The 22133-nt window shown below is 68.6% G+C and carries 23 protein-coding genes and 1 pseudogene; 13 read left to right on the top strand and 11 right to left on the bottom strand.

Going from position 1 to position 22133, the window contains the following annotated elements; all coding sequences use genetic code 11:
• Positions 1–16 precede the first annotated feature (16 nt).
• On the top strand, positions 17–1780 hold the full coding sequence (locus ACLARN_RS01210) for a gamma-glutamyltransferase family protein (protein WP_409489423.1): 1764 nt from the start codon (positions 17–19) through the stop codon (positions 1778–1780).
• Positions 1781–1985: 205 nt separating this feature from the next.
• On the opposite strand, the gene ACLARN_RS01205 is transcribed toward ACLARN_RS01210, so the two are convergent.
• The 3 genes and pseudogenes from ACLARN_RS01205 to ACLARN_RS01195 form a co-directional block, all read right to left on the bottom strand.
• Complete coding sequence (locus tag ACLARN_RS01205; RefSeq protein ID WP_409489422.1) at positions 1986–2867, bottom strand: VOC family protein; 882 nt, start codon at positions 2865–2867, stop codon at positions 1986–1988.
• Positions 2860–3381 (bottom strand): RNA polymerase sigma factor, encoded by a 522-nt coding sequence (locus ACLARN_RS01200; RefSeq protein WP_409489421.1) that lies wholly within the window; start codon positions 3379–3381, stop codon positions 2860–2862. Before ACLARN_RS01200 ends, ACLARN_RS01205 begins: the two co-directional genes overlap by 8 nt.
• A 53-nt stretch (positions 3382–3434) precedes the next feature.
• A pseudogene (locus ACLARN_RS01195) lies at positions 3435–4226 on the bottom strand (MFS transporter); the annotation flags it as partial.
• Positions 4227–4358: 132 nt separating this feature from the next.
• On the opposite strand from ACLARN_RS01195, the gene ACLARN_RS01190 reads away from it, so the two are divergent.
• Positions 4359–5231: a hypothetical protein gene (locus ACLARN_RS01190; protein ID WP_409489420.1), complete on the top strand. Its 873-nt coding sequence runs from the start codon at positions 4359–4361 to the stop codon at positions 5229–5231.
• Between the two features lie 339 nt (positions 5232–5570).
• On the opposite strand, the gene ACLARN_RS01185 is transcribed toward ACLARN_RS01190, so the two are convergent.
• Together ACLARN_RS01185 and ACLARN_RS01180 are read right to left on the bottom strand one after the other, a co-directional pair.
• Positions 5571–5738: a hypothetical protein gene (locus ACLARN_RS01185; protein WP_409489633.1), complete on the bottom strand. Its 168-nt coding sequence runs from the start codon at positions 5736–5738 to the stop codon at positions 5571–5573.
• 110 nt (positions 5739–5848) lie between these two features.
• The gene (locus tag ACLARN_RS01180; protein WP_409489419.1) at positions 5849–6067 is read right to left on the bottom strand and encodes a hypothetical protein; all 219 of its coding nucleotides are present in this window, start codon (positions 6065–6067) and stop codon (positions 5849–5851) included.
• Positions 6068–6097: 30 nt separating this feature from the next.
• Between ACLARN_RS01180 and ACLARN_RS01175 the strand changes: the two genes are divergently transcribed.
• The 4 genes from ACLARN_RS01175 to ACLARN_RS01160 all read left to right on the top strand — a co-directional run bounded on the left by ACLARN_RS01175 (position 6098) and on the right by ACLARN_RS01160 (position 9420).
• The gene (locus ACLARN_RS01175) at positions 6098–7222 is read left to right on the top strand and encodes a sensor histidine kinase (RefSeq protein ID WP_409489418.1); all 1125 of its coding nucleotides are present in this window, start codon (positions 6098–6100) and stop codon (positions 7220–7222) included.
• On the top strand, positions 7219–7887 hold the full coding sequence (locus ACLARN_RS01170) for a response regulator (protein ID WP_409489417.1): 669 nt from the start codon (positions 7219–7221) through the stop codon (positions 7885–7887). The genes ACLARN_RS01175 and ACLARN_RS01170 overlap by 4 nt, the downstream gene beginning before the upstream one ends.
• 592 nt (positions 7888–8479) lie before the next feature.
• Complete coding sequence (locus tag ACLARN_RS01165) at positions 8480–8680, top strand: hypothetical protein (protein ID WP_143253207.1); 201 nt, start codon at positions 8480–8482, stop codon at positions 8678–8680.
• The gene (locus ACLARN_RS01160) at positions 8680–9420 is read left to right on the top strand and encodes a Crp/Fnr family transcriptional regulator (protein WP_409489416.1); all 741 of its coding nucleotides are present in this window, start codon (positions 8680–8682) and stop codon (positions 9418–9420) included. The genes ACLARN_RS01165 and ACLARN_RS01160 overlap by 1 nt, the downstream gene beginning before the upstream one ends.
• A gap of 357 nt (positions 9421–9777) precedes the next feature.
• Here the strand turns inward: ACLARN_RS01160 and ACLARN_RS01155 are convergent, their stop codons facing one another.
• The 6 genes from ACLARN_RS01155 to ACLARN_RS01130 form a co-directional block, all read right to left on the bottom strand.
• Positions 9778–11547, bottom strand: coding sequence for a glycosyltransferase (locus ACLARN_RS01155; RefSeq protein WP_409489415.1), 1770 nt, complete (start codon positions 11545–11547; stop codon positions 9778–9780).
• Positions 11544–12083, bottom strand: coding sequence for a hypothetical protein (locus ACLARN_RS01150; RefSeq protein ID WP_409489414.1), 540 nt, complete (start codon positions 12081–12083; stop codon positions 11544–11546). The genes ACLARN_RS01155 and ACLARN_RS01150 overlap by 4 nt, the downstream gene beginning before the upstream one ends.
• The gene (locus ACLARN_RS01145; RefSeq protein ID WP_409489413.1) at positions 12076–13977 is read right to left on the bottom strand and encodes a glycosyltransferase family 4 protein; all 1902 of its coding nucleotides are present in this window, start codon (positions 13975–13977) and stop codon (positions 12076–12078) included. Before ACLARN_RS01145 ends, ACLARN_RS01150 begins: the two co-directional genes overlap by 8 nt.
• Complete coding sequence (locus ACLARN_RS01140; protein ID WP_409489412.1) at positions 13974–15317, bottom strand: methyltransferase; 1344 nt, start codon at positions 15315–15317, stop codon at positions 13974–13976. Before ACLARN_RS01140 ends, ACLARN_RS01145 begins: the two co-directional genes overlap by 4 nt.
• A 4-nt stretch (positions 15318–15321) precedes the next feature.
• Positions 15322–16647 (bottom strand): flagellar basal body-associated protein FliL, encoded by a 1326-nt coding sequence (locus tag ACLARN_RS01135; protein WP_409489411.1) that lies wholly within the window; start codon positions 16645–16647, stop codon positions 15322–15324.
• Positions 16648–16790: 143 nt separating this feature from the next.
• Positions 16791–17966 carry a hypothetical protein gene (locus ACLARN_RS01130; protein WP_409489410.1) on the bottom strand — a complete coding sequence of 392 codons (1176 nt, stop codon included), beginning with the start codon at positions 17964–17966 and terminating at the stop codon, positions 16791–16793.
• Between the two features lie 162 nt (positions 17967–18128).
• Between ACLARN_RS01130 and ACLARN_RS01125 the strand changes: the two genes are divergently transcribed.
• The 7 genes from ACLARN_RS01125 (at position 18129) to ACLARN_RS01095 (ending at position 21925) form a co-directional block, all read left to right on the top strand.
• Complete coding sequence (locus ACLARN_RS01125; protein ID WP_409489409.1) at positions 18129–18437, top strand: type II toxin-antitoxin system prevent-host-death family antitoxin; 309 nt, start codon at positions 18129–18131, stop codon at positions 18435–18437.
• Between the two features lie 3 nt (positions 18438–18440).
• Positions 18441–18962 (top strand): type II toxin-antitoxin system RelE family toxin, encoded by a 522-nt coding sequence (locus ACLARN_RS01120; RefSeq protein ID WP_409489408.1) that lies wholly within the window; start codon positions 18441–18443, stop codon positions 18960–18962.
• 254 nt (positions 18963–19216) lie between these two features.
• Positions 19217–19516 carry a multiprotein-bridging factor 1 family protein gene (locus ACLARN_RS01115; protein ID WP_409489407.1) on the top strand — a complete coding sequence of 100 codons (300 nt, stop codon included), beginning with the start codon at positions 19217–19219 and terminating at the stop codon, positions 19514–19516.
• A 69-nt stretch (positions 19517–19585) separates the two neighbouring features.
• Positions 19586–20092, top strand: coding sequence for a hypothetical protein (locus tag ACLARN_RS01110; RefSeq protein ID WP_409489406.1), 507 nt, complete (start codon positions 19586–19588; stop codon positions 20090–20092).
• Between the two features lie 75 nt (positions 20093–20167).
• Positions 20168–20776 (top strand): hypothetical protein, encoded by a 609-nt coding sequence (locus ACLARN_RS01105; protein WP_409489405.1) that lies wholly within the window; start codon positions 20168–20170, stop codon positions 20774–20776.
• 188 nt (positions 20777–20964) lie between these two features.
• A complete protein-coding gene (locus tag ACLARN_RS01100) occupies positions 20965–21513 on the top strand; it encodes a DUF2716 domain-containing protein (RefSeq protein WP_409489404.1) in 549 nt (182 codons plus the stop codon).
• A gap of 10 nt (positions 21514–21523) precedes the next feature.
• Entirely contained in the window at positions 21524–21925 is a 402-nt protein-coding gene (locus ACLARN_RS01095) for an immunity 7 family protein (protein ID WP_409489403.1), read from the top strand.
• Positions 21926–22133: the final 208 nt, after the last annotated feature.

Here is a 22133-nt window from a genome sequence, read left to right as displayed (position 1 = left end):
GCGTAGTATCAGTCGCGTGTTCACGACCAGGCCGGAACTGGCCGGCACCCACGGCATGGTGGCATCGACGCACTGGCTGGCCTCGGCCACCGGTATGGCGGTGCTCGAAAACGGCGGCAACGCCTTCGACGCGGCGGTAGCGGCCGGGTTCGTCCTGCAGGTCGCCGAGCCGCATCTGTGCGGCCCGGCGGGGCAGGTCCCCGGCATCTTCGTCACCGCCGCCGATCGAACCCCGCGCGTCCTCGCAGGTCAGGGGGTCTCGCCCGCGGCGGCGACGCCCGAGTACTTCGCGGACCTCGGACTTGACCTGATCCCCGGCAGCGGTCTGCTCCCCGCGACCGTGCCGGGGGCGTGGGACGGCTGGCTGCTGCTCCTGCGGGATCACGGCACGAAGTCGTTGCGCGACGTGCTCGGTTACGCGATTTCCTATGCGCGCAACGGGATTCCGCTGGTCAGCCGGGTCGGGGACACGATCCGCGCGGTGCGGGACCTGTTCACCGAGCATTGGCCGACGTCGGCGGCGCTGTGGCTCTCCGACGGCAAGCCGGTCGAGGGACTGCACCGTAATCCGGCGCTCGCGGACACCTGGGAACGGCTGCTCGCCGAGGCCGAGTCGGTCAGCGGCCGCGAGGCACAGATCGACGCCGGACGTCGCGCGTGGTCGCAGGGTTTCGTCGCCGAAGCGATCGAGGTGTTCAGCCGCAAGGCTTTCCGCGACGATTCCGGTCGCGATCACGCCGGTCTCCTCACCGGCGAGGACATCGCGGGCTGGGAAGCGACGTACGAAGACGCGTTGCAGGTCGACTTCGGCGACTGGGGCCTGGTGAAGATGGGCGCCTGGACGCAGGGTCCCACGCTGCTCCAGCAAGCGCGGTTGCTGGACGGCCTCCGCGACGAACTGTCCTATGTGGACGGAATCCCGACGGAACGCACGGTGCACTTGGCCGTCGAGGCGACGAAGCTGGCGTTCGCCGACCGTGAGGCCTGGTACGGGGATTCTCCCGATGTGCCGATCGAGTTGCTGATCTCCCGCGAATACGCGGACGCCCGGCGGGCGTTGATCACCGAGGAGGCGTCCGCCGAACTCCGGCCGGGCGGTCCCTCGCCGCGGCTGCCCGCGATCCTCGAAAAGCTGCGTGGTCTCGAATCCGGTTCCGGCGCGACGGGGGAGCCGACGGTCGGGCCGCTGGGCGAGACCCGGGGCGACACCGTGCACATCGACGTCGTCGACGCGGTGGGGAACATGATCTCGGTGACGCCGTCGGGCGGCTGGTTGCAGTCGAGTCCGACGATTCCGGAACTCGGTTTCTGCCTCGACTCGCGCGGTCAGATGTTCTGGCTGGAACAGGGCCTGCCGAACTCGCTGGCGCCGCGGAAACGGCCTCGGATCACGCTTTCGCCGTCGATGGGCCTGCGCGACGGCGAGCCGGTGCTGGCGTTCGGGACGCCCGGCGGGGACCAGCAGGACCAGTGGCAGCTGTGTTTCTGGCTGGCGCACACCCTCGGTGGGCTGAACCTTCAGGAGTCGATCGACTCGCCCGCGTGGCATACGACCGCGTTCCCGAGTTCGTTCTATCCGCGCTCGTGGACGCCGCGGGAACTCGTGGTGGAGTCGCGGCTCGGGCAGTCCACAATGGACGCTCTGGCCGCACGCGGGCACGCTGTCGTCGATGCCGGACCTTGGGCGCTGGGGCGGCTTTCGGCCGTCTCGCGGTCCGGCGGAGTTCTCCGCGCCGCCGCCAACGCGCGGGGAATGCAGGGCTACGCCGCCGGTCGCTGACCTGCCCTGATCGTGCCGTGAAGGCCTCCTTCCCTACCCTCAAGGTAGGGAAGGAGGCCTTCACGGCCTGCGCCCCCAGCCTCAGTTGTCCACAATTCCTCCCACCTGTGGACAACTCGCCTCAGCCCCAGTTCCCGCCCCCCATCGGCGATAGACTGGCTTCGGGGTCGCCCCCCTGGGAGCGGTGGGGGCTGGGGTGGTGACCTTAAGAGCGAGGCTGTTCCCAGAGCCAGAATTCGATGCCCTGGTCGTCCGCGCAGTCGGCGCTCAGGCCGTAGGGCTGCTGTTCGGTTTCGCCCGCTCGGCCACCCTGGGCCCGGACGCGGTCGAGGGCGGCGGCGAGGTCGTCGACGGCGTACATGACCTTCCAGCCCACCTGCCGTCCCGGGCCACCCCAGAGCCCGCCTTGCAGACCGGAACCTTCGACGCCCCAACCACCTTCGACCCGTCCGGGCGAGAACTGCCAGCCGAGGACGGCGCCGTAGAACGCCTTCGCGCGTGCGTCGTCCGGGACCTGGAAGGTGAAGTAGCCCGCTTCGCCGTGCCGGATCGGCTTCGCGCCCGCCGAGGAGCGCGGTGCCGCCTGCGCGACGAGCCACCGCTGTCCGTACGGGTCCTTGATCGTCCCGCTCAACCCGTGGCCTTCATCGGCGACGGGCCGCTCCAGCACGCCGCCCAGTTCCACGGCCCGCCGCGCCGACTCGTGCGGATCGGCGACCTCGATCCGGATCAGCGTGCCGCCCTCGGGGGCGACCACGTTCCCCAGTTCGGGGAACTCTTCCGCGAGCATCAGCACGCTGTCCCCGATGGCGAGTTCCGCGTGCCCGACCCGGCCGTCCTCCATCACGATCGGTTCGGCGCGGCGCCACGCTCCGAACACCTCGACGTAGAAGTCGAGTGCGGCGCGGGCGTCGGTCACCACGAGATACGGGGTCAGGGAACGTGCTTCCGCCAGTGTTTCAGTCGTTGTCATATCGGCTCCGTTCAAGACGGCGCGACGCAGGTTGTCGCGCAATTCGGCGGCGAAGAGCGGGTCAGGATCGACACGCTGCGAGGGCGCGCGAAGCGCGTCGAAAGGATCAGGCATCGCGACCCTCCTTCTCCTGGTAAGCACGTCGGAACGCGGCACGGGCCCGCACGAGCAACGCCTCCGTGGCGTGCACCGTGCGCCCCAGATGGTCGGCGACCTCCGGTACCGGGAGACCGTCGACATAGCGAAGCGTCAGCGCGGCTTGGTGATGCGCCCCGAGCGACGCGAGCACTTCGCGCGCCAGGAGCGCGTCCAGCCGCTCGTCCCACGGATCGGTGTGGTCCTCTTCCTCGTGGACGAGCCGCAGCCCGCGTTCCTCACGTTCCTTACGCCGCCAGTGATCGGCGAGCTTGTGCCGGGCGACGCCGATCAGCCACCCGGTGCTCACGGCAGGCGCGTATTCCTTGCGACAGGCCCTCACCGCGCCGAGGAACGTCTCCGACGTCAGTTCCTCGGCGAGGGTGCGGTCACCGCACCGGGACAGCAGGTACCCGTAGACCTCCGGCAACGCCGTCTCGTACAGCGACAGCAGTGCGAAGGCCGGGTCCCGATGCACCCGTGGTTCCGTCACATCCCCATCGTCGCTCGGCGACCCACAACTCCGACGGGTGAAATCGAACTTTCTCAATCCCCCGGATCGGGCAGCCGCCGTGCCACCGTGATCACGCCGACCGTCAGCACCGCCTGAATGCCGATGACCAGGGCGAACGCGCCCTTCATCCCGAGCGGTCCCGCGCCGGTGGAGGCGAACAACGTCCCCAACGTCGCCACCCCCAGCGCCATCGCGGCCTGCTGCGACGTCGTCAGCATCCCGCTGCCTATCCCGGCGATCTCCGGCGGCACCTTCGACAGGACGATCCGGAACACCGTCGTCATCGCGAGCCCTTGACCGAGACCGCACAGCAGCATCCCCGGCGCGAAATCGAGCACGCCCAGATCCGGCCACTCCAGCAGCACGGTGCCGGTCACCACCCGCTGCCCGAACCTCGTCACCAGACGGCTGCTGACCAGGCACATCGCGAAGAACGCCAGCGAAAGCGGCGCCGTCACCAGCCCCGAGCCGAACGGGCCCAGGTGCAGGCCGTCCTGCAAGGTCACCGCGAACACGAACATGAACGCGCTGAAGCCGACGAAGAACGGCACCCCGACCAGCAGACCTTGCCGCACACTCGGCATCCGCATCACCGAAGGTGGCAGCAGCGGAACACCGCCTTGGCGTTCCATCCGGCGTTCGACGTGGACGAACCCGGCCGCGGCGAACGGGAAGACCACGAGCAGCGCGATCGTCCACAGTGGCCAGTTCAACGCCGGCCCTTCCGTCAGCGGGAGCAACAGCGACACCAGGGCGATCGCCAGGAGAACCGTGCCGGAGCGGTCGATGCCGAGCGGATTGCTCGACCGGCCTTCCGGGATCAGCCAAGAGTCCGACGTCTTCGAGCGGATGTGGAAGGAAAACCGCGGCGAAGCTGCCCAGCTCCTTCTGAGGAGGGAGACGGACCAGGCTCGCGAGGGAGTCTTTCCGCGGGATGAAAGCCGACGCTGAGAACCATGACCGCAGCAGCCGCCGCCCCCAAGATCTCCAGTGCACGCCTGATCATCTGCTATGCCGCGATACTGGGCACGCTTCCATATCTGACACTCAAGGCATCCTGGGTCACGGGAGGCAGCCTCGGCCTCCGAGATCCGTCCTTTGTGGACTCCGAGCTGATGCTCTTCGCGAACCTGCTCACCGGCGGGATGGACGTCGTCGCCGTGGTGCTCGCGCTGGCGTTCACCTACTCCTGGGGCCGCCGGATCCCCGCGCCGCTCGTGCTGTTCCCCATCTGGATCGGCACCGGCCTGCTCGCGCCGATCGTGCTGAACCTCCCGGTGATCGTCACCGATCTGGCGCACGCGCAACTGGCCGAGATGCCGCTGGAAAACTGGGTCTGGGCCGCCGTCTACGGCGGTTTCGCCTGGCAAGGCATCCTGCTGCTGACCGCGTTCGTGCTCTACGCCCGCGATCGCTGGTGGTTCGTCGTCACCGGCACCGTGCGGCCGGGCACGATCGGCATGACGGGCGGACTCGGCATCGCCGCCGCGCTCGTTTCCGCGATCGGGCACGGGAGCTGGGCGTTCGGTTCCGGCGGCATGTCGGCTCGCGGCCAGGACGTCGTGGTCGCGTTGCTCAGCGTGCTCGCCGCGGTGGCCTTGGCGTCGGTGTCGCGAGGACGGTTCTGGCCGCGGCTGGTGCTGGTGTGGACCGGCGCTGGGGTGATGGCCGGTTCGGGTGCGTGGGGCCTGTTCAGCGCGGTCGGCATGAGTTCGCACGGGCTCGGGCGGGTGCTCGTGCTGGCGGTGCAGGTGATCGGCGGGGTGCTGATGATGACGTCTGTCCTGCGCCGGCTACCGCACGCGGCCAGGTTCGAGCAGACGACGTGATTCCTTGCTGAAGCCGGGGACCGTTCGAGCGCGTCGACCTGTTCTCGCAAGCAGCGAAGCGTCGCCTCCGGGTTGATAGGGCTCGAGGGCTGCCCTGGGGAAGTCTTCGAGATTCGCCGTCACGATCACCGCGGCGGCCAGCACATGCCTGTCCTTCGGATGGTTGGTCATGGCAGGAATCAATGGTTCGTAACCGGTGACCCCGGCATCGGGAAAGGCCGAGCACTTCGTCGGACCACAAAGCACGGTAGGTGCCCGCCTCGGCCAGGCGCAGCAAAAGATCCGTCAGCCGGATCGGAATGAGCACGCAAGCGTCGAGGAACGCGGGAAAAGGCACGGCTAGCGAGTCTGGATGAACCCGTCGACGATGTCATCGCTGCCATCCCGGTTCGCCTCGGCTGTCAGCTCATCGAGTCTTCCTTGGCGTTCCGCACGAGAGCGTGCCCGGTACTCGAGCAGGTCACTGAGGAGGACCCTCCGATGGCGTCCCGGTTTCTCGAACGGGATCTCGCCGGATTCCAGCAGCTTGACCAGTGTCGGCCGCTTGCTGGGTGGTCAGGACGGCGTTCAACGGCGCGATGTTGATGGCGAAGCCCTGGGACATCGCTTTCACGACGTCACGAAGAACTGTCGTAGACCTGGTCGGGAAGCGCCACTTCGCTGCCGTCCGGGCCCACCAGCTTCGCTTGGTGGGCGGGGGAGCCCGCGAGCGTGATGAACTCGTCGAGCCGTCGGAGCTCTCGCCGGGCGTCGGTAATCGAAAAAAACGAAAAGCGCATCCCTGCGCCGGCTACCGCACGCGGCGTAGTTGAGAAGCCGCTTTCCAACGGACGCACCACCCCTCCGCCCCGGGTAGCTTTCGTCCTGTGCTGCTGAAAGAACGGTATCCGTGGAGTCACTGGGTGGGCCGTGTACTGCGCGTGGTGCTGCCGCTGGGGTTCGTCCTCGGCGCCACGAGCAGTGCCGCCCGCTGGCAACCGGGCGCGCAGGCGCTGACCACGTCCGGTGCCCTGTGGCTGGTCGCCATCGCGCTGCCGTTGCTGCTCGTCCACCGGTTCCCGATGCCGATCTTCCTGCTCACGTCCGCGCTGACACTGGGCTACTACGCCTCCGGCAACCCTGGCGGCCCGGCGATCGTGCTGCCGACGATCGCGTTGTTCGTGCTCACCAAGGTCCGCGGGCCGCTGGTCGCCGGGATCACCGGCGGATCGCTGCTCGCGGCCGCCGGTGTCGCGTTGTTCGTCCGGCACGGGTTCGGTTCTTTCGACGCGCGGGCCGGGCTGGGTGTCGTGTGGGTGATCGCGGTCGTCGGGATCGGGACGGCGGTGCGCAACGGGCTGGCCGCGGCGCGGGCCCGGCGCGAGCAGGCCGACGAGCACCGACACCGGATGGCCGAGCAGGAGCGGCTCACCATCGCCCGCGAGGTGCACGACGTCGTCGCGCACAGTCTCGCGATGATCAACGTCCAGGCCGGGGTCGCCGCGCATGTCGCGGACCGGCGTCCTGAGCAGGCGAAAGAGGCGTTGCTGAACATCAAGGAGGCGAGTGCTTCGGCGCTGAAGGACCTTCGTGCGACGCTGGCCGTGCTGCGTTCCGGCGAGGACAAGGCGCCCGCGCCGAGCCTCGCCCAGGCCGACGAGCTGTTCGAGCACGCGCGGGCCGCCGGGCTGGAGGTCCGCGTCGACGGCGAACCGGGTGAGCTGCCCGCCCCCGTCGACGGCGCCGCGTACCGGATTTTGCAGGAATCGCTGACGAACGTGGTCCGCCACGCGAACCAGGCGCGCGGAGTCGACGTCAGGTTCGAGCGGAAAACCGGTGCGCTGACGCTGCTCGTCCGCGACGATGGCCGTGACGCGGTCGAACCCGTGCCAGGACATGGCCTGCGCGGGATGTCCGAACGGGCGGCGGCGCTGGGTGGCGCGCTCACGACGTCCGTGGTGGCCGGAGGATTCCAGGTTCGCGTGGACCTGCCGATACAGGGGGAACGATGACGATCCGGGTGGTCCTCGCCGACGACCAGGCGCTGGTGCGCGCCGGTTTCCGGGTGTTGCTGGAGACCGAAGACGGCTTCGAGGTACTGGCCGAGGCGGGTGACGGGGAACAGGCCGTCGCGGCCGCCGTCGAGCACAAGCCGGACATCGTGGTGATGGACGTCCGGATGCCCGGTGTCGACGGGCTCGAAGCGACCCGCAGGATCACCGCGGACCCCGAGCTGGCCGGGGTGAAAGTCCTGGTCCTGACCACTTTCGACGTCGACGAGTACGTCTACGAAGCGTTGCGCGCCGGCGCGAGTGGGTTCCTGCTGAAGGACACCGATCCGGTGGAGCTGCTGCGGGCGCTGAAGGTGGTCGCCGCGGGTGAGGCGCTACTGGCGCCGACCGTGACCCGGCGGCTGATCGCGGAGTTCGTCGACCGGCCGGAGAACCGCCGCATCGACGTGAGCGCCGTCCGTGAGATCACCGACCGCGAACGCGAAGTGCTCGGCCTGGTCGCCGGCGGGATGTCGAACGACGAGATCGCCGCGCATCTGGTGATCTCGACGGCCACCGCGCGCACGCACGTCAGCCGCATCATGACCAAGATCGGGGCGCGCGACCGGGCGCAGCTCGTGGTGCTGGCCTACGAATCGGGCCTGGTCAGCCCTCGTCGCACCTGATCGGGAGCCCCTGCCGCGTTATCCGGCCCGTGGGGGATTCCCCCAAAAAGCTGAGATTGCCGAAGTTTCTTTCGGATCACTGAGTGTGATCGACGGCAGCGGATCGTTGACCCTCCGTTAAATGGCCCCTATTTGGCCCCAGGTTTCGGCGAGCTTCGTGAGGCTGTGCATCTGCACGTGCATCCCCGTGTCCGATTAAACTTTCCTTCGACCTGGGGAAACGTCGGGCTCGGCAAAACCGCCGCTGATTTCCGGTGGACAAGTCTCAGCGATATGTCCGTACTGCTAATCCTGATTTCCCGCTGTTTTCAGCCGTGATCCGCGAAAACTGACGGCTTCTTCGTGTACAGTCCGTGATTTTCTTCTTCGGTCGTGTCCGAAACGACTGTCACTTTCCGTCGTGAAATGGGCGAATGGGGGCTCCCTGTAAGGGTGTCGCGGGCCGTGCGTTGCTTTCTCGCAATGGCGCTGAGCACTAGTCTTCGAAGGTGCGGTCATGCGGTTGTGTCACCTACTGGACGTGATTCTCACCCGGCCGGGCAAGAACTTGAAAAAGCTTCAAGAACGCGTTTCTTCTCACTGGGAGTCACTATTGGCGTCGAATACACCTGATCCCCTGCTGGTGATCACCGCGGGCGTCGTCGTTCTCGCCTACATCGTTTTCGCCGCGATCCTGACCCGGCTCCTGCTCGCCGGGAAGGTCGCCCAGCCCGCCAGGGTCATCGGCGCGGTGACGGCTTTGGTGGCGGGTCTGCCGGCCATCCTCTACGCGTTCGCGGCGGTGGTGGGCTGATGGGCCGGTCGTTCCTGGAGGCGCTCACCGACCGGCAGCGGCGGCGGCTGATCGACCTCGGCAGATACGTCGACCACGCGGCGGGCACGAACCTGGCGAATCAGGCGGACCCGGCTCCGCCGGTGCTCGTCCTGCAATCCGGCTTCGTGAAAGTGCTGCGTACGGCGCAGGGTGACACTCCGCCGATGATCGTCGACCTGCTCGGCAGCGGTGACCTTCTCGGTCTCGAAGACTGCCTTGTCGGCTGCTCGAGCCACCTCGCCTACATCGCCACGAAGCCTGCCCGCGTGCTCGAAGTCCCTCAGAAGGCTTTTCGCGGCTTTCTCCGCGACAACAAGCAGGCGATGGGCGCGGCCGCCGAGGTCTTGGCCTTCCGGGCACGGCGCCGGGACGTCGCGCTGGGCTTCGCACCGGCTAAGGTCCGGAGCAGGCTGACCGCGTTCCTGGCTCGTTTGCAGGTGGTCTACGGAGTTCCTGGAGAAGACAGCGTCGTCATCGACGTGGGGCTGAACCACGCGGACATCGCGTTCGCGATCGGGGCGTCCCCGGCCTCGGTGCACTCCGAGATGGTGAAACTCAAGAACGAGGGCTACCTGACGACGGGGTACAAGACGATTCACGTCAAGAAACAACTACGGGACGACGGCCCGCCGCTTTTCCCGGTGGATTCCCCGGTCGACGGTGCCCGTGCTCGACGGATTCCGCAAATGCGGCTGGGACGGCGGGCGGTCGTGGGATGAACGGGGCTTTCATCGCGAAATCCTTGATGAAAGCCCCGTTCATCTCACTCGTGCGCCGCGGGAGCGGGCTAACGGTCCGAAAGCGGTCAGCCGCGCTTCAGCTGAAGCGCGAGCCGTATGACGAATACGACGGCCAGCGCGGCGACCAGGGCGATTTCCCAGGCCATGCGGCTCCTCCTCGTCCGGCATCCGAACGCTCCGATGCTCTGCCCATAAGGCGCATCACCGGGGGAGGACGTTCACCGACACGGCCTAACTCACTCGAACGGACGAAGATCGCGCCTACGCCCCGTGCAATGAAGGACGCTTTCATAGCAAAATTTGCTATGAAAGCGTCCTTCATTGCACGAGCGGGAGCTAGAGGGCGCTGTCCACCGCCGCCCACACCCGATGCGGGTCGAGGTCCATCGGCCGCGAGTCCGGATCCGGCCGCAGCCGCCGCAGCAGCACCTGCTGCACCAGCGTCGTCGGCCGCGCCGCGGCGGCAACCCGCCGCCAGAACAGGTGGTCCTCCAGGCCCTCGAACAGGACCTCGGTGTTCCACCCGCCGAACTCGTCGACCAGCGACCGCCGCACCAGATACCCACTGCCGAGGTACGGCAGCGTCCGCAGACGCCGCTCCTCCGGCGGCAGCGCGCCGACCAGGCCGTCCACCGGATCCGCGACCGGGCAGTGCACGACGTCGGCACCTTCCGAGGAAGCGAGCAGCCGCTCCAGCAGGAACTCCGAAGCGCGCATCCCGCCGTCGAGCACCAGCAGCCACGACGCCGTCGAACGTTCCAGCAGCGAGTTCCGGGTGAGCCCGCGGCCGAGCGGGGTGTCGTGCAGCAAGACGTCGTACGGGCGCGGACGCGGCCACGGGTGCACGCCGTCCTCGCCGACGAGCACCTTCCGCGGCGCCACGCTGCCGGTGAGCAGGTCGTTCGCCAGATCGTCCGGGTCGACTTCGCCGGTCCGGCGCACGATCAGCACGTCGACGTCGGCGGAGCCCGCCAACGAGGCCGCCGCGGGCTCCCAGCGCCGCGAAGCGACCCGTCGCGCAACTGCCGCGCGCTGCGCGATCCGTGCCGACAACGCCGTCCCGCGGGCCGAAGCCGGACCGCCCGCGGACCGGTCGCCCGCGAACCGCGCGTCGAACGACGGGGTGTCGACGGCGAGCGCGTTCTCCGGGTTCCGCAGGCTCGTCGCCAGTGCCCGCGCGGGCGCGATGTCCGCCGCCGGTGTCGAACCCAGTGACGACGCCAGATCGATCAGCCGCCGCGCGGACGCCGTCATGTCCAGCGACTTCACGAAACCGTAAGCGGCCGAACGCAGGTGCCGTTCCCGTTCGGGCTCGTCGGCCAGCGCGGTGACGACCGCGCCCAGCGCCTCCGGCCTGGCCAGCACCAGATGCTCGCCGGGGACCAGCGGCTCGACGTCGATGGAGGTCTCGCTGACCACCACGCAGCCGTTGGTCATCGCTTCGAGCGTGCGTACCCATTCCAGGGTCTGCTTCTGCTCGCGGTGCAGGTTCAGCAGGAACCGCGACCGTGCGAGATGCTCGAACTTCGCTTTGCCCGGCAGGAAATCGACGCGGGCCGCGGTCATCGGTTCGTGCGGCGGGGTCAGCAGCCGTGTCCGCAGCCCGGCGAGGTCTCGCGCGTACGAGCCGAGCAGCACCGAACGCCGCCGCTCGGCCGTGCCGAGGTAGGTGACGTCGAGGTCGCGCGGGCTGTCGAGGTCGCCGCCCCACAGGTCCCACAGCGGGCTGTAGCCGAGCTGGAAATGCTCGACGGTGATCCCGCGCCGCCGCAGTTCGGCGGTCGAATCGGTGTTGATGTCGACGGCGCCGCCCAGGATGGACAGCAGTTCGGCGTTGCGCTCGAAGGTCGCCGTCCCGGGGTGCTCCACACAGAAGCCGATGGTGCGACGGCACTGTTCGGCGGTCGGGAAGTCGGCGTCCGGGGCGGTCACGAAGTACTCGTGGGGGACGACGACGTACACCGTGTCGCCGCCGGTCTCGGGGTACTTGCCGATCGCGGTCCTTGCCTTGCCGCCCGCCGTGCGCACGGCGTCGGCGACCACTTCGAGGAGCTCCTCCATGAAGGCGGAACCGCCCTCGGCGGAGACGAAGCAGAGTTCGGTCACGGCCGGTCCATCTTCTTCCGCACGATCCGCAGCGGCGCGGTGACCCGCCAGCTGACGGTGCGGCGCGTGGCGTCGAGTTCCCTGGCCATCTCGGCGGCGAGGCGTTCGGCGTTGAGCAGGCGCTGCCGGTCGGCCGACGGCTCGCCACCGGGCAGGATGTCCGCGTCGACGACACCGGCCGACACCACGAGTTCGGCGTCGAGCAGCGCGAGCCGCAGCTTGTCCCGCTCCTCGCGGCAGGTCTTCAGCTCCGCGCGCAGCGAGTCACGCTGCTGGTGGGCGAGCAGGACCTCGGCCTCCAGCGCGTGCAGACGTGCCTTCGCGACATCGAGTTCTTCCTGCTGCGAGGAGAGCTTCTGGTTCATCTCGGCGGACTCGCCTTCGTTCGACGCGCCGGCGGTGGCCTCGCGCAGCTCGTGCTCGGTGTCGGCCAGCTTGGCCTTCAGCCGGTCCTGCTCGGCGGTGAACACCTGCCGTTCGGCGCGGAGCCGGGTCAGCTCGGCCTGGACACGGCCGGGAATGTCGGTGTCAGACATGAACGCCCCCACTCAGTTCGGTCAGGATTTCGGAGTACTCGCGCGCGTAGCCCGCCGGGTCGAGCCACGGCAGCAGCTTCTCGTGCGCGGCCTTCGCCATCTCACGGCGGCGCGTGGCCGAAGTGCCCAGCGCGCGCAGCAGCGCCGCTGTCAGCGCGTCGACGTCGTTGGTCTCGAACAGCCAGCCCGTCTCGCCGTCGACGATCATCTCCCGCGCGCCGAACACGTCGGTCGCCGCGACCGGGACGCCACAGCAGACGGCTTCGAGGATCGAGCGCGGCAGCGACTCGATGTCGGAGCTGTTCACGAAGATGTCCGCGGCCTGGAGCCAGCGCAGCGGATCCGGCTGGATCGGCACCAGGCTGACCGACTTCTCCAGTCCGGCGCGCTCGACCGATTCCTCCATCGCCAGCCCGTACGGCGACGGGTGCAGGCCGACGACGGACAGTTTCGCCTCGGGGTGGACCTTGTGGATCCGTTCCATCGCCGAGATCAGCGGCGCCTGTCCCTTGCGGGATTCCGCGATGCCGATGTTGACCAGCACGATGTCGTCCGGCGTGTAGCCGAGCATGTTCCGCGCCTGCCGCCGGGTCTCCGACCGCGTCCGGCCGCCGAACTTGTGCATCGGCGTGCCGTAACGGACGGTCCGGCAGCGTTCCGGCTTGCTGTACGGGAGGAACATCTCGCGCGTCGCGTCCGCGACGAACAGCAGCCTGTCGACCTCGGCGAGAGTGCTCTCCCAGCGCTGCCACACCGCGGCGGGCGGCTTCACCGGGCCCCAGTTCTGGTAGGCGAACGCGGGCAGCGAGAAGCTCTCGTGGATCACCCACGCCGTCGGCATCCCGGCGCGCTTCGCCGCGTCCGCGCCGACGAAACCGCCGAGCGTGTTGACGAGCGCGACGCCCGCCCCGGAGCACTTCGCGAAGCGCGCCAGCTCGGCGACGTGCCCTTCGTAGGCGGGCACCGTCTGGTTCCGGTAGTGCGTCGTGACGTGCACGGGGATGCCGAGCTCGTGGCAGTCCGCGCGCAGCGGGCCGTCGGTTTCGCTGACCAGGCTGACCTGCCAGCCGTGGTCGGTCACCATCCGGCTCAGCAGTTCCTGCAGCCACAGCTGCCCGCCGCCGACACCGAGGCTGTGCGTGAACACCAGCACGTGCTTCGGATCGGTCGGGATGTTCACGCGCGCCATCGCGCGGGCGGTGTCACCGGCCAGTTCGGCGGCGAGTTCAGCGTCGTCCGGGTCCGCGACGGGGTTGCGAAGCGTGAAGGTGCGCTTCGGCGACACGACCTCGCCGACGCCTTCGGTGCGGTACCGGACGCGAAGCGACAACGCCCGCTCTTCGCCGTACGGGAGGTCGACGGGCACCCAAGCCTCGAAGCCGCTCACCGCGGCGTCGTCGAATCCAGGGAATTCCTTCGGCACATCCTTGCGCGGCAAGCGGGTGCGCGCGCTGACCGTGCCACCGCCCTCGACCATGACCTCGATCAGGTTGGGCGCCCGACCCTGAAGCAAGGCCCAACCCGTCACGTAGACGACGTGCCCTTCGGTGACCTTGCCCTGCTTCGGCGCTTCGAGTTCGCCTAGCCACAGCGGTTCGTCACCCGGCAGCGTGCCGACGTGGACACTCGCCTGGTTCAGCACGCGCTCGTCCGGGCCGGTGACGACGATGTCCTGAGTGCCCGCGGGAACCCAGGTGGCCGGGACGGCACGCCACCCGAAAGTGCCTTCGGGCGCGCCCGGGCACGGCTCGGGGAACAGGTTCGCTTCGACGTCCGCGATGGTCACGGACATCTCGTCGATCCGGCTGATCCCGGTCGTCCAGCCCCGGAGCTCGAACAGGTGCCCGACCGGCCGGTCCGGGGTCAGGATGCCGGCGGTATGCAGGCTCGTCATCGCTTCGCTACCTCGTCTTCGTTCGCCGCCACACCGGCGCCGAGCTTCGTTGAACGGTACCTGTGGACGGTTCTCGCCAGGCGCGATCGCCAGATTTCGGCGATGGACCTCCGCACTTCGTCAGTGCCGGACGAGGTGCCGCACGAGCCGATCGCCGAGAAGGCGGCCTCACGTTCCACCGCACTGTCCACAAAGGAGGGATGGAGGCCGATCAGCACACCGAGCCAGCCCGCCAGATCACGCATCGACCCGCCGTCCGCCGCCGCGGACCAGCCCGCGTCGGCGAGTTTGTCGGCCAGCACCAGTACTCCGCGCTCGATCACCTCGGGCACGCCGGCACCCGCGTTCCGCCATTCGAGGTCGATCGGGCGCAAGGTCGCGCCGTCGACGAGGACGTTGTGCGGCACCAGATCCCACAAAGCCTCGACCTCGCGCGAGGCCTCCGCGCGCAGGAGATCCCGCCAGCCGGTGAGCAATCCCGCGACGCGCTCCGGCTCGTCGAGCAGGACTTCGACCATCGTCGGCGCGTCGTACACCTTGTCCGTGCACGGGCCGACCGAGATCCCGGCGACCGGCGGCGATGGAGCGAGCGGGACGCGGCGGACCTCGGCGCCCTCCCCGGTGCGCACGACGTCGGCCCGCGTGCAGGCGAACGCGGCGCGCTCGGCGGTGTTGAAGTACGTCGCGAGCCGGTACGCGGGCCAGAGGGCGGCGGCGCCGGGACCGCAGAGCAGGGCCAGGCCGTCCCCGGCGCCGCCGGTGATCGCGGCGGCGAGGCGGGGCAGTTCGGTGTCGATCCGCGCGCCGCGTACCGCGCGGGCGACCTCGTGACCGGGGGAACAGAGCAGCTCACGCTGGACTTCGAGACCAGCCGCCGCGAGCGTCTTGGCGACACCGCGCGACGCCGTGAGCACCACGACGGCACCCGTCGGTGACAGCTGCTCTCGAACCGTGACCAGCAGGTTTCGCGTCGCGTACGCCTGCTGGACGACGACGAGGTCGTGGGTATCGGCGGGCAGCCGGTCGGACACCGTCACGGTGCCGAGGTCACGGGTGCGGAACCGCACCGCGGCGGCGCGGACCGGATCGGCCTCGACGGCGTGCACCCTCGCCGAGACCTCGCCCAGATACCGCGTCAGACCACCGAAACCGGCGCCGACTTCGAGGACTCGCGCCGCCTTCGGCAGCACGAGCGCCCGGAGGACGTTCGCGGCACCGTGGTCGAGCGGAACGCGCTCGGTGGCGTCCCAGCCGGCGAAGTGCAGCTCGTCGGACAACGAGCCGGTGTCCTCGGCCAGGGAGAGCAGAGTCGTGAGCAGCCGTGCCTTCTCGGCGTCCATCGACTCAGCTGGTGACGGCGTAATTTTCCAGCGTCTTCTTCACCGCACGCTGGTACGTGCCGCTCAACGCCTTCTCGCCGTCTTCGCCGCCGAGCGGGTTCTGCAGGATGTCCACCCGGACGATGTTGTTGCCGCTGATCCAGGTGCCGCGGTAGCTGCCCTTGTCGCCGTCGATCTTCTTCTGGAAGTTCAGCTTCGGCGGCATCCCCGGCAGCGGCTCGGTGATCTGCACGAACCCGTTGCTCGTCTGGTACTGGCGCAGCTGCTTGACCAGGTCACCGGCGGCGCCGGGGCTGGTCAGCGGGATGACCGTGACCGAGATCTTCGCGGCCTGCGGCCCGGTCTCGTCCGGCTGCTTCTGCGAGCCGCGGTACGCGACCTGCTTCACACCGGCGGCGATGACCAGATCGGCCTCGGCCTTCTCCATCCCGGTGATCGCGGCGAGCTGGGCAGCCGGGATCGCGCCGCTCTTCGAGTCCTCTTCGCCGGACTGCTCCGGGATCTTCTCGAACAGCAGCTCTTCGGGCGTCTTCGGCTTGGCCGACGACGTCGGAGGCGCGTTCTGGGACTGGGTCGGCTGCGGCTGGGCCGTCGGGTCCGTCGGTTCGTCACCGCCGCCCTTGAAGGCGAAGTAGCCGCCGACACCCAGACCGCCGAGAACCAGCACGGCGACGATCGCGATGATCGCGATCTTGCCGCCCTTGCCCTTGGGCTTGTCTTCGAACAGCTCGGGGCCCTGCTTGACCCACTCCGTGCTGCCGACCGGCGAGATCGGCGGGAAGTCCGAACCACCCCACGGCGGGCTGGCGTCGTTGTCGGTCCAGCCCTGCTGCTGCGGCTGCTGGTAGCCGTGCTGCTGCTGTTGCTGCGGGAATCCGCCCGCGGGAGAGGCCTGGCCCTGCTGGGGGAAGCCACCCGCCGGGGACGAATGGCCCTGCTGCGGGAAGCCGCCCGGCGGCGACGCCACCGGCGGCACGACCTGGGTGCGGTTCGGATCGGCCTGCTGCTGTTGCTGCCAGTTCGGGACGACCTGGGTGCGCTCGCCCTCGCCGCCCGGCGACGGCTGGTTCACCGGCGCGATGATCTGCGTCGAGTCGGCGCTGCTGGGCTGGCCGGACTGCTGCGGCGCCTGCGGTTGCTGCGGCGGAGCGGGCGGCGGCTGCTGCTGCTGGAAGGGCTGCGGCTGCTGGACCTGCTGCTGGGCGGGGTCGCCGTACGCGACCGCCGAGGACAGCACCTGGTCGCGCCGGAGCCGGTAATCGTCCGCGGAGAGGCGTCCCGACGCGAGCTCTTCGTCCAGATTGCGCAGCTCTTCCTGCCAGGACACCACCGGCCCCCTTATCCGATTTCAGGCGGGAAACACGCTCCCGGCCGTCGCGATACCACCACTGCGGTGACCTCGCACATTCTGCACTGCCCGGACTCGGCTCGCCCCCGCGGGTCGAATCGTGATCTCTCCGCGACCTGCGCTTCTCAGCTCGCCGGGAGAACGGTGTCCAACGAGGTCAGGGTCTGCTCCAAACGGGTGTCGAGCGCCTGCGAATCGCCGCCGAGCGGCTGCGAGACCCACGTCGTCACGGCCATCGTCCCGGAGACGTAACCCATTCCGCTGAGCTGGCCGTTCTTGTTCGCGCCGACCAGCGCCAACCGATCGCCGACGCGCTGCTCGCGCAATCCGGCGTTGATCGAGTTCTCCCGGAAGTACTTGACGATCGCGGCGGCATCCTTCGCGTCGTTCGCCGGGACCACCAGGACGAGGTAACCGTTCGTACCCTCGTTCGAACCCTTGTAGGTGATCGACGCGACGTTCTTCGACGCCAGGTAGTCGGCCGCGGCCTTCGAGTAGAGGTTGAGCTCGACGCCCTTCGCGACTGACATCGTCGAGTTGTCCTTCGACGGTATTCCCGGCAGCGCGGGCAGCCTGTCCTCCAACGGCGTCTGGGCACTGTCGGGCTGGCCGGACGGCGTGAGCCCGTCCGGCGGCTGGGCCACACTAGGCGCGGACGGCTGCTCGGCGACGTTCGAGGACGGCGACGAGCCGAGCCACAGCGTTCCGCCGATGATCAGCGCCAGCACGACCAGCACGCCGGCGCCGATGAACAGCCAAGCCGGCTTGCGCTTGCCGACGACCGCGTACTCCTCGGGTGGCGGGCTGTGCCGCGGCCCCGGTTCCGGGGTCAGCGGCGGGAGCGGCCGGTTCAGCTGACGGGTCGAGGGCTTGTTCTTCGCCGGAGGCGGCTCGGCGCGCAAGTAGACCGTCGGATTGATGTCTGCGGGCGAGGGCGCGGTGGTCCGGTGGTCCGCGATGCGGGGGACGGCGTTCTTCTTCTCTTCGCGCGGCTTGGGCTTCTCGGTTTCGAAGGGCTGGGTGCGCTGCTCCGGCGGCGGGGGCGCGTAAGCCTGCTGAGGCTGTTGGTACGGCTGAGGCTGCTGGACCGCGACGGTAGGCAGTTCGCTCGGCCGCGCGGCGGGATTGGTGCTGTGCCACGCCCCGCCAGGACGTCGCAACGGTGAGGGAACCGGTGACGGCATCGTCCCGCCGGAGGCCTCCGCCAGGAGCTCGTCGCGCTTCCGGCGGTGTTCGGCGTGCCCGATGCGACCCGCGGCCAGCTCGACGTCCAGCTGCCGAAGCTCGTCCTGCCAGCTCATGTAGCCCCCTGCCGCCGGGTGTGGGCAGCCAGTGTTGCATGCACCCTTATGGGTGGTTGATGTGGTCTTTCCACATTCTTGCGTCCACTCGCGACCCGGTCCAGCACGGATCTTCCATACCGCCACGCAGACAATCTGTGTAGATTTCTGTATAGTTTTGTCATGGTGGATTTGAAGGACGCTCACGAGCTGACTGTCACCGAGGCGACCAAGCGAGGCGTCGCCGGTTTGGTCGCTGACGCTGAGCAGGGTGACGCGCTGGTGGTTACTCGTCATCATCGTCCGGTGGCCGCAGTCGTCGGGATCGCGCGGTTGACCGAGATCGAGGAGGCGGCGGCGGATCTTCGGGATCTCGCGTTGGTGCTTGCTCGGTCGGTTGCGGACAAGGGACGGCGCACCTCACTTGATGAGGTGTTGGCTGCGTTCGGGCATACGCGGGAATCGCTCGCCGAAATCGAGGACGACGAGTAGTCGATGGCTGAAGTCTCTTTCACCGATGCGGCCATTGGCGACCTGCGTCGTCTCGGCCCGGACGTGGTTCCCAAGGTCCTGAAGAAGGTCCTGATCCTGCTCGATGATCCTGAAGCAGGTTACCCGTTGGGCGGCAACCTCACGGGCTTTCGCAAGTTGGTGGTCGGCCGCAATCACTGGCGCATCGTGTATCGCCTTGACGAGGGCGGCTCGATTGAGGTTTGCGAGGTCTGGTGTGTCGGGGCCCGGTCCGATGCCGAGGTCTATGCGGAAGCGACTTCGCGAGTAGCGGACGCGGCGGACTCGGCCCCTGAACTTCAGCGGCTCGCTGACGTGATCGCCAAGCTCGGGCGGTTGGCAGGAGATGTGGTCGTCGCGACGGAGCCGCAGGGTGAGCCGGTGCCGGACTGGCTGGCGAACCGGCTCATTCACACGGCGGGCATCTCGCCGGAGAAGGTCGCGGCCCTTGACCTTGAGCAGGCCGTAGACCTCTGGACGGCGTTCACGATCAAGCCTCAGTCCTGATCGAGAAGTGACCGCTCAGTGGCGATGACCTGAGGATCGTTTGCGGGGAGGCAAACGGATCACTCAGAAGTGGTTCGACCTGCATTTATAGCATCGAAGCTATGACATGGGCACCATGGAACTGCACGCGGAACAGGGGCGTTGTCGGGCGAGCCGTACACACGACAGCGTGAGATGCGGCGGGCGCGGAAGGCGATGTGGCGATGTGTCGCTCGAAGGCATACGACCGATGAGCACGGTGGGGAGTGAAAGCGATGGCCGAGCGGACCGACTGGCGGCGGCTTCGCGAGCGGCGGATGGCCGAGCCGGGCGCCGCTGACGCGTACGAGGCCGCGAGGCTGGCCTACGACCTCGGCAAGACGGTGCGTGAAATGCGCGAGGCGCGTGGCTGGTCCCAGTCGAGGCTCGCCGCCGCGGCCACGATGACGCAGTCCGCGGTCGCGCGGTTCGAGGCGGGAGGGACCGTCCCGACCATTCCGGTGCTGGAACGGCTCGCTCACGCCCTCGAAGCCGATCTCGACGTCCGCATCACCCCGCGGATGTCCTCGGTGTGATGCTCTTCTGGCTGGTCAGAGGCGACGGGCCGGTCCCGGCGGTACGGTGACGGACGTGGGAAGTGCCGGGTGACGGAAATCGACGCGTGTCGCGACGCGCTGCGCGAGCTGGCCATCGGCAGGCTCGCCGGACGTGACGTTCGCACGTCACACCTGGTCGAGGCCGGTCTGGACGCGATCGTCGCCGGACTCGACGTACCCTCTCTCGCCTTGCTCGCCGGGCTCGAGTCGTCCGGGGAAGACGCCGTCGACAAGGCGCTCGGCCAGGTCGTCGACGAACTCGGCCTCGACCTGCCCGCCGACCCGACGGCCGCGCGCTGGCTGCTGATCCACGGCTGGCTCACCGCCATGGTCGAGGGTGATCTCTCGCCAACGGCCGGTGGCGCGCTGGTCAGCGAGGTCGGTGAGCTGCTCGGGTCCCCGGCGTCGCTGCGGGGGATCACACGCTGGTCGGCGATGCTCGACAACTGGATCCCCACCGACCTCACCCCGCGTGACGTCTGCGAGGTGCCGATCCTCGAAGAATCGGCCGAGTTGCTCGAAGGTCCTTGGCCTCCTGGCCGGAGTCACCCGTAAGGCGCCGGTTTCTGTCGTACATGTGTTCTAAAATCGACGTTGTACAGCAGGAACAGCGGCGAAAGGCGGACACGGATGGCCTACATCACCCTGCCCACGTTCGTGGGGTACAGCACGAGCTCGGGTCCCTCGCGTTCCTCGTTCGTCCGGCGCTGGCGCCGTCAGTACGAGGACCCGGCCCGGGGCGGGTTCAACTTTTACCTCCGCGCCGCGAACGCGATCCGGGCCGGGCGGATCTCCGGCCAGGATCGCGAAGTGATGCGTGCCCTCGTCGAGAACGCGGACGAGCGCACGCGGCCGCATTACACCGAAATCGCCAACGGCTGGCTGCGCTACGTGGGGCGGCGTGACCTGCGCCTGGCCGAGGTCGGCCGGTCGCGCTGGCGGCTCGGCTCGCTCGAAGTGGGCATCAACCCGCACCTCGGCCTGCGCAAGGGCGACGGCCCGGTCTACGCGACCTGGCTCTACTTCAAGGAGGAACCGTTGAGCCGCGACGCGGCGCAGATGGTGCTGTGGCTGCTGGAGCAGACCATGGACGAGCTGCGTCCCGGCGGTCGTCCGCTGGTGATCGACGTCCGGCGCTCGAAGGAGTTCGCGTTGTCCCCGCGTGATCGCGACAAGGTGCGGCCGTGGGTGCGGAGCGAGGCCTCGGCCTTCATGAGCCTTTGGGAGGCGGCCGCATGATCGAACGACGGCGAGCCCGCGTTCGGTGGGCTCGCCGTTCACGCACCGTCATTCTCACGGTTCCGGCGGCAGCGCAAGACACCTGATCAGGTGACAGTTTCACGGAGTATGCCCACGAGCTGGACAACTCGGCCCCCCGAACACGAAGCTTTCCCAGTCTTAATCGGCCGAACCACCGAGGGTCGCTCGTGAACAACGCTTGGGAAGCCGTCTCCAGGGTCGCAGATGAGCCCGCTTGGTACTGGGTCTACGACAAGCTCGCGTTCTGGCCGAGTACCTACTCGCACGCCTGGCCGGGCTTCCGTGAGCCCGCGCCGTCCGTCGCGTGGGACCTCGCGCCTGGGGGACTCGACCGGTCGTCGGCCGAATTCCGGCTCGGCCCGTACGCCGTCGAGCAGAACGACGTCGCCCGGGTCGCGCTGTCGGCGTTGAAGGACTGCGTCGCCGAGGACGAGTGGGTCTGGGTGCTGCACTGGCAGCACCAGTCGTATCGCTTCTACCCGCATCGGCACGCCGCGCTCGACCCGTGGCCGGTCCCGGTGTTCCCGCGCACGGACTACCACCTGTTCCTGGCGAACGACTTCCGCTTCGGCACGCTCGGGCACCCGTGGGAGCGGACCTTGTGCGTCTACGGCGAGCAGCTGGTGCCCGCCTTCGAGCGGCACGGCGAGCGAGTTTTCAAGAACGTGCTGCGGCGCGATGGGGCGCCGGCGGTGCTGGCGGCCGGACCTGCCTAAACTCAGGCGGGTGTTCGAATACCACGGGTGGGTGACCATCCAAGCGAGCCCTTCCGGTGACGATGACGCGGCGCTGCTCGAACGCATCGTCGAGCGGGTGCACCGCGCCGTCCGCGACTTCGACGACGGCGACCTGGTGGACCTGCGCTGGGCCGCCGGGGTGCCGGTGCTGCACCTGGGTGGCATGGACAAACACGGCACGGTGATCGGGACCGAGCTGGTGGACCTGTTCACCCGCGTCGGCGACCTCGCACCGGGTTCGTACGGTCTCCTGCACGTCTGGGACGACCAGGATCCCGCGCACGACAACGAGTTCCGGGTGTACCGGATGGCACGCGGCCTGGTCACCGAACGCGGGGACGACCACCTGTCCCCGGTCGCGCCGACCGTGCTGGACGGCTACGAGATCTGAGCTCTACCCCGCTGTTTCGTGGATGATCGAATTAGGCTGTTCGGCTGCTTTTCCCGCCCGTCCGAATAGGACAGAGTTCACCAGGGCGCGGGTGGCACATCCCCGCAAAACGAGGGGGAACAGCCGTGAGATCGTCGTGCCTGAGATCGCGTCTCGGTGTCGTCATCGTCGTGTTGGCCGTGGCTTTCGGGGTACTCCCGGCCACGGC

This window comes from Amycolatopsis sp. cmx-11-12, from assembly GCF_046269425.1.
Lineage (GTDB): Bacteria > Actinomycetota > Actinomycetes > Mycobacteriales > Pseudonocardiaceae > Amycolatopsis.
The sequence above is the reverse complement of the archived record's forward strand: the minus strand, read 5'-3'. Positions and strand labels throughout refer to the sequence as shown.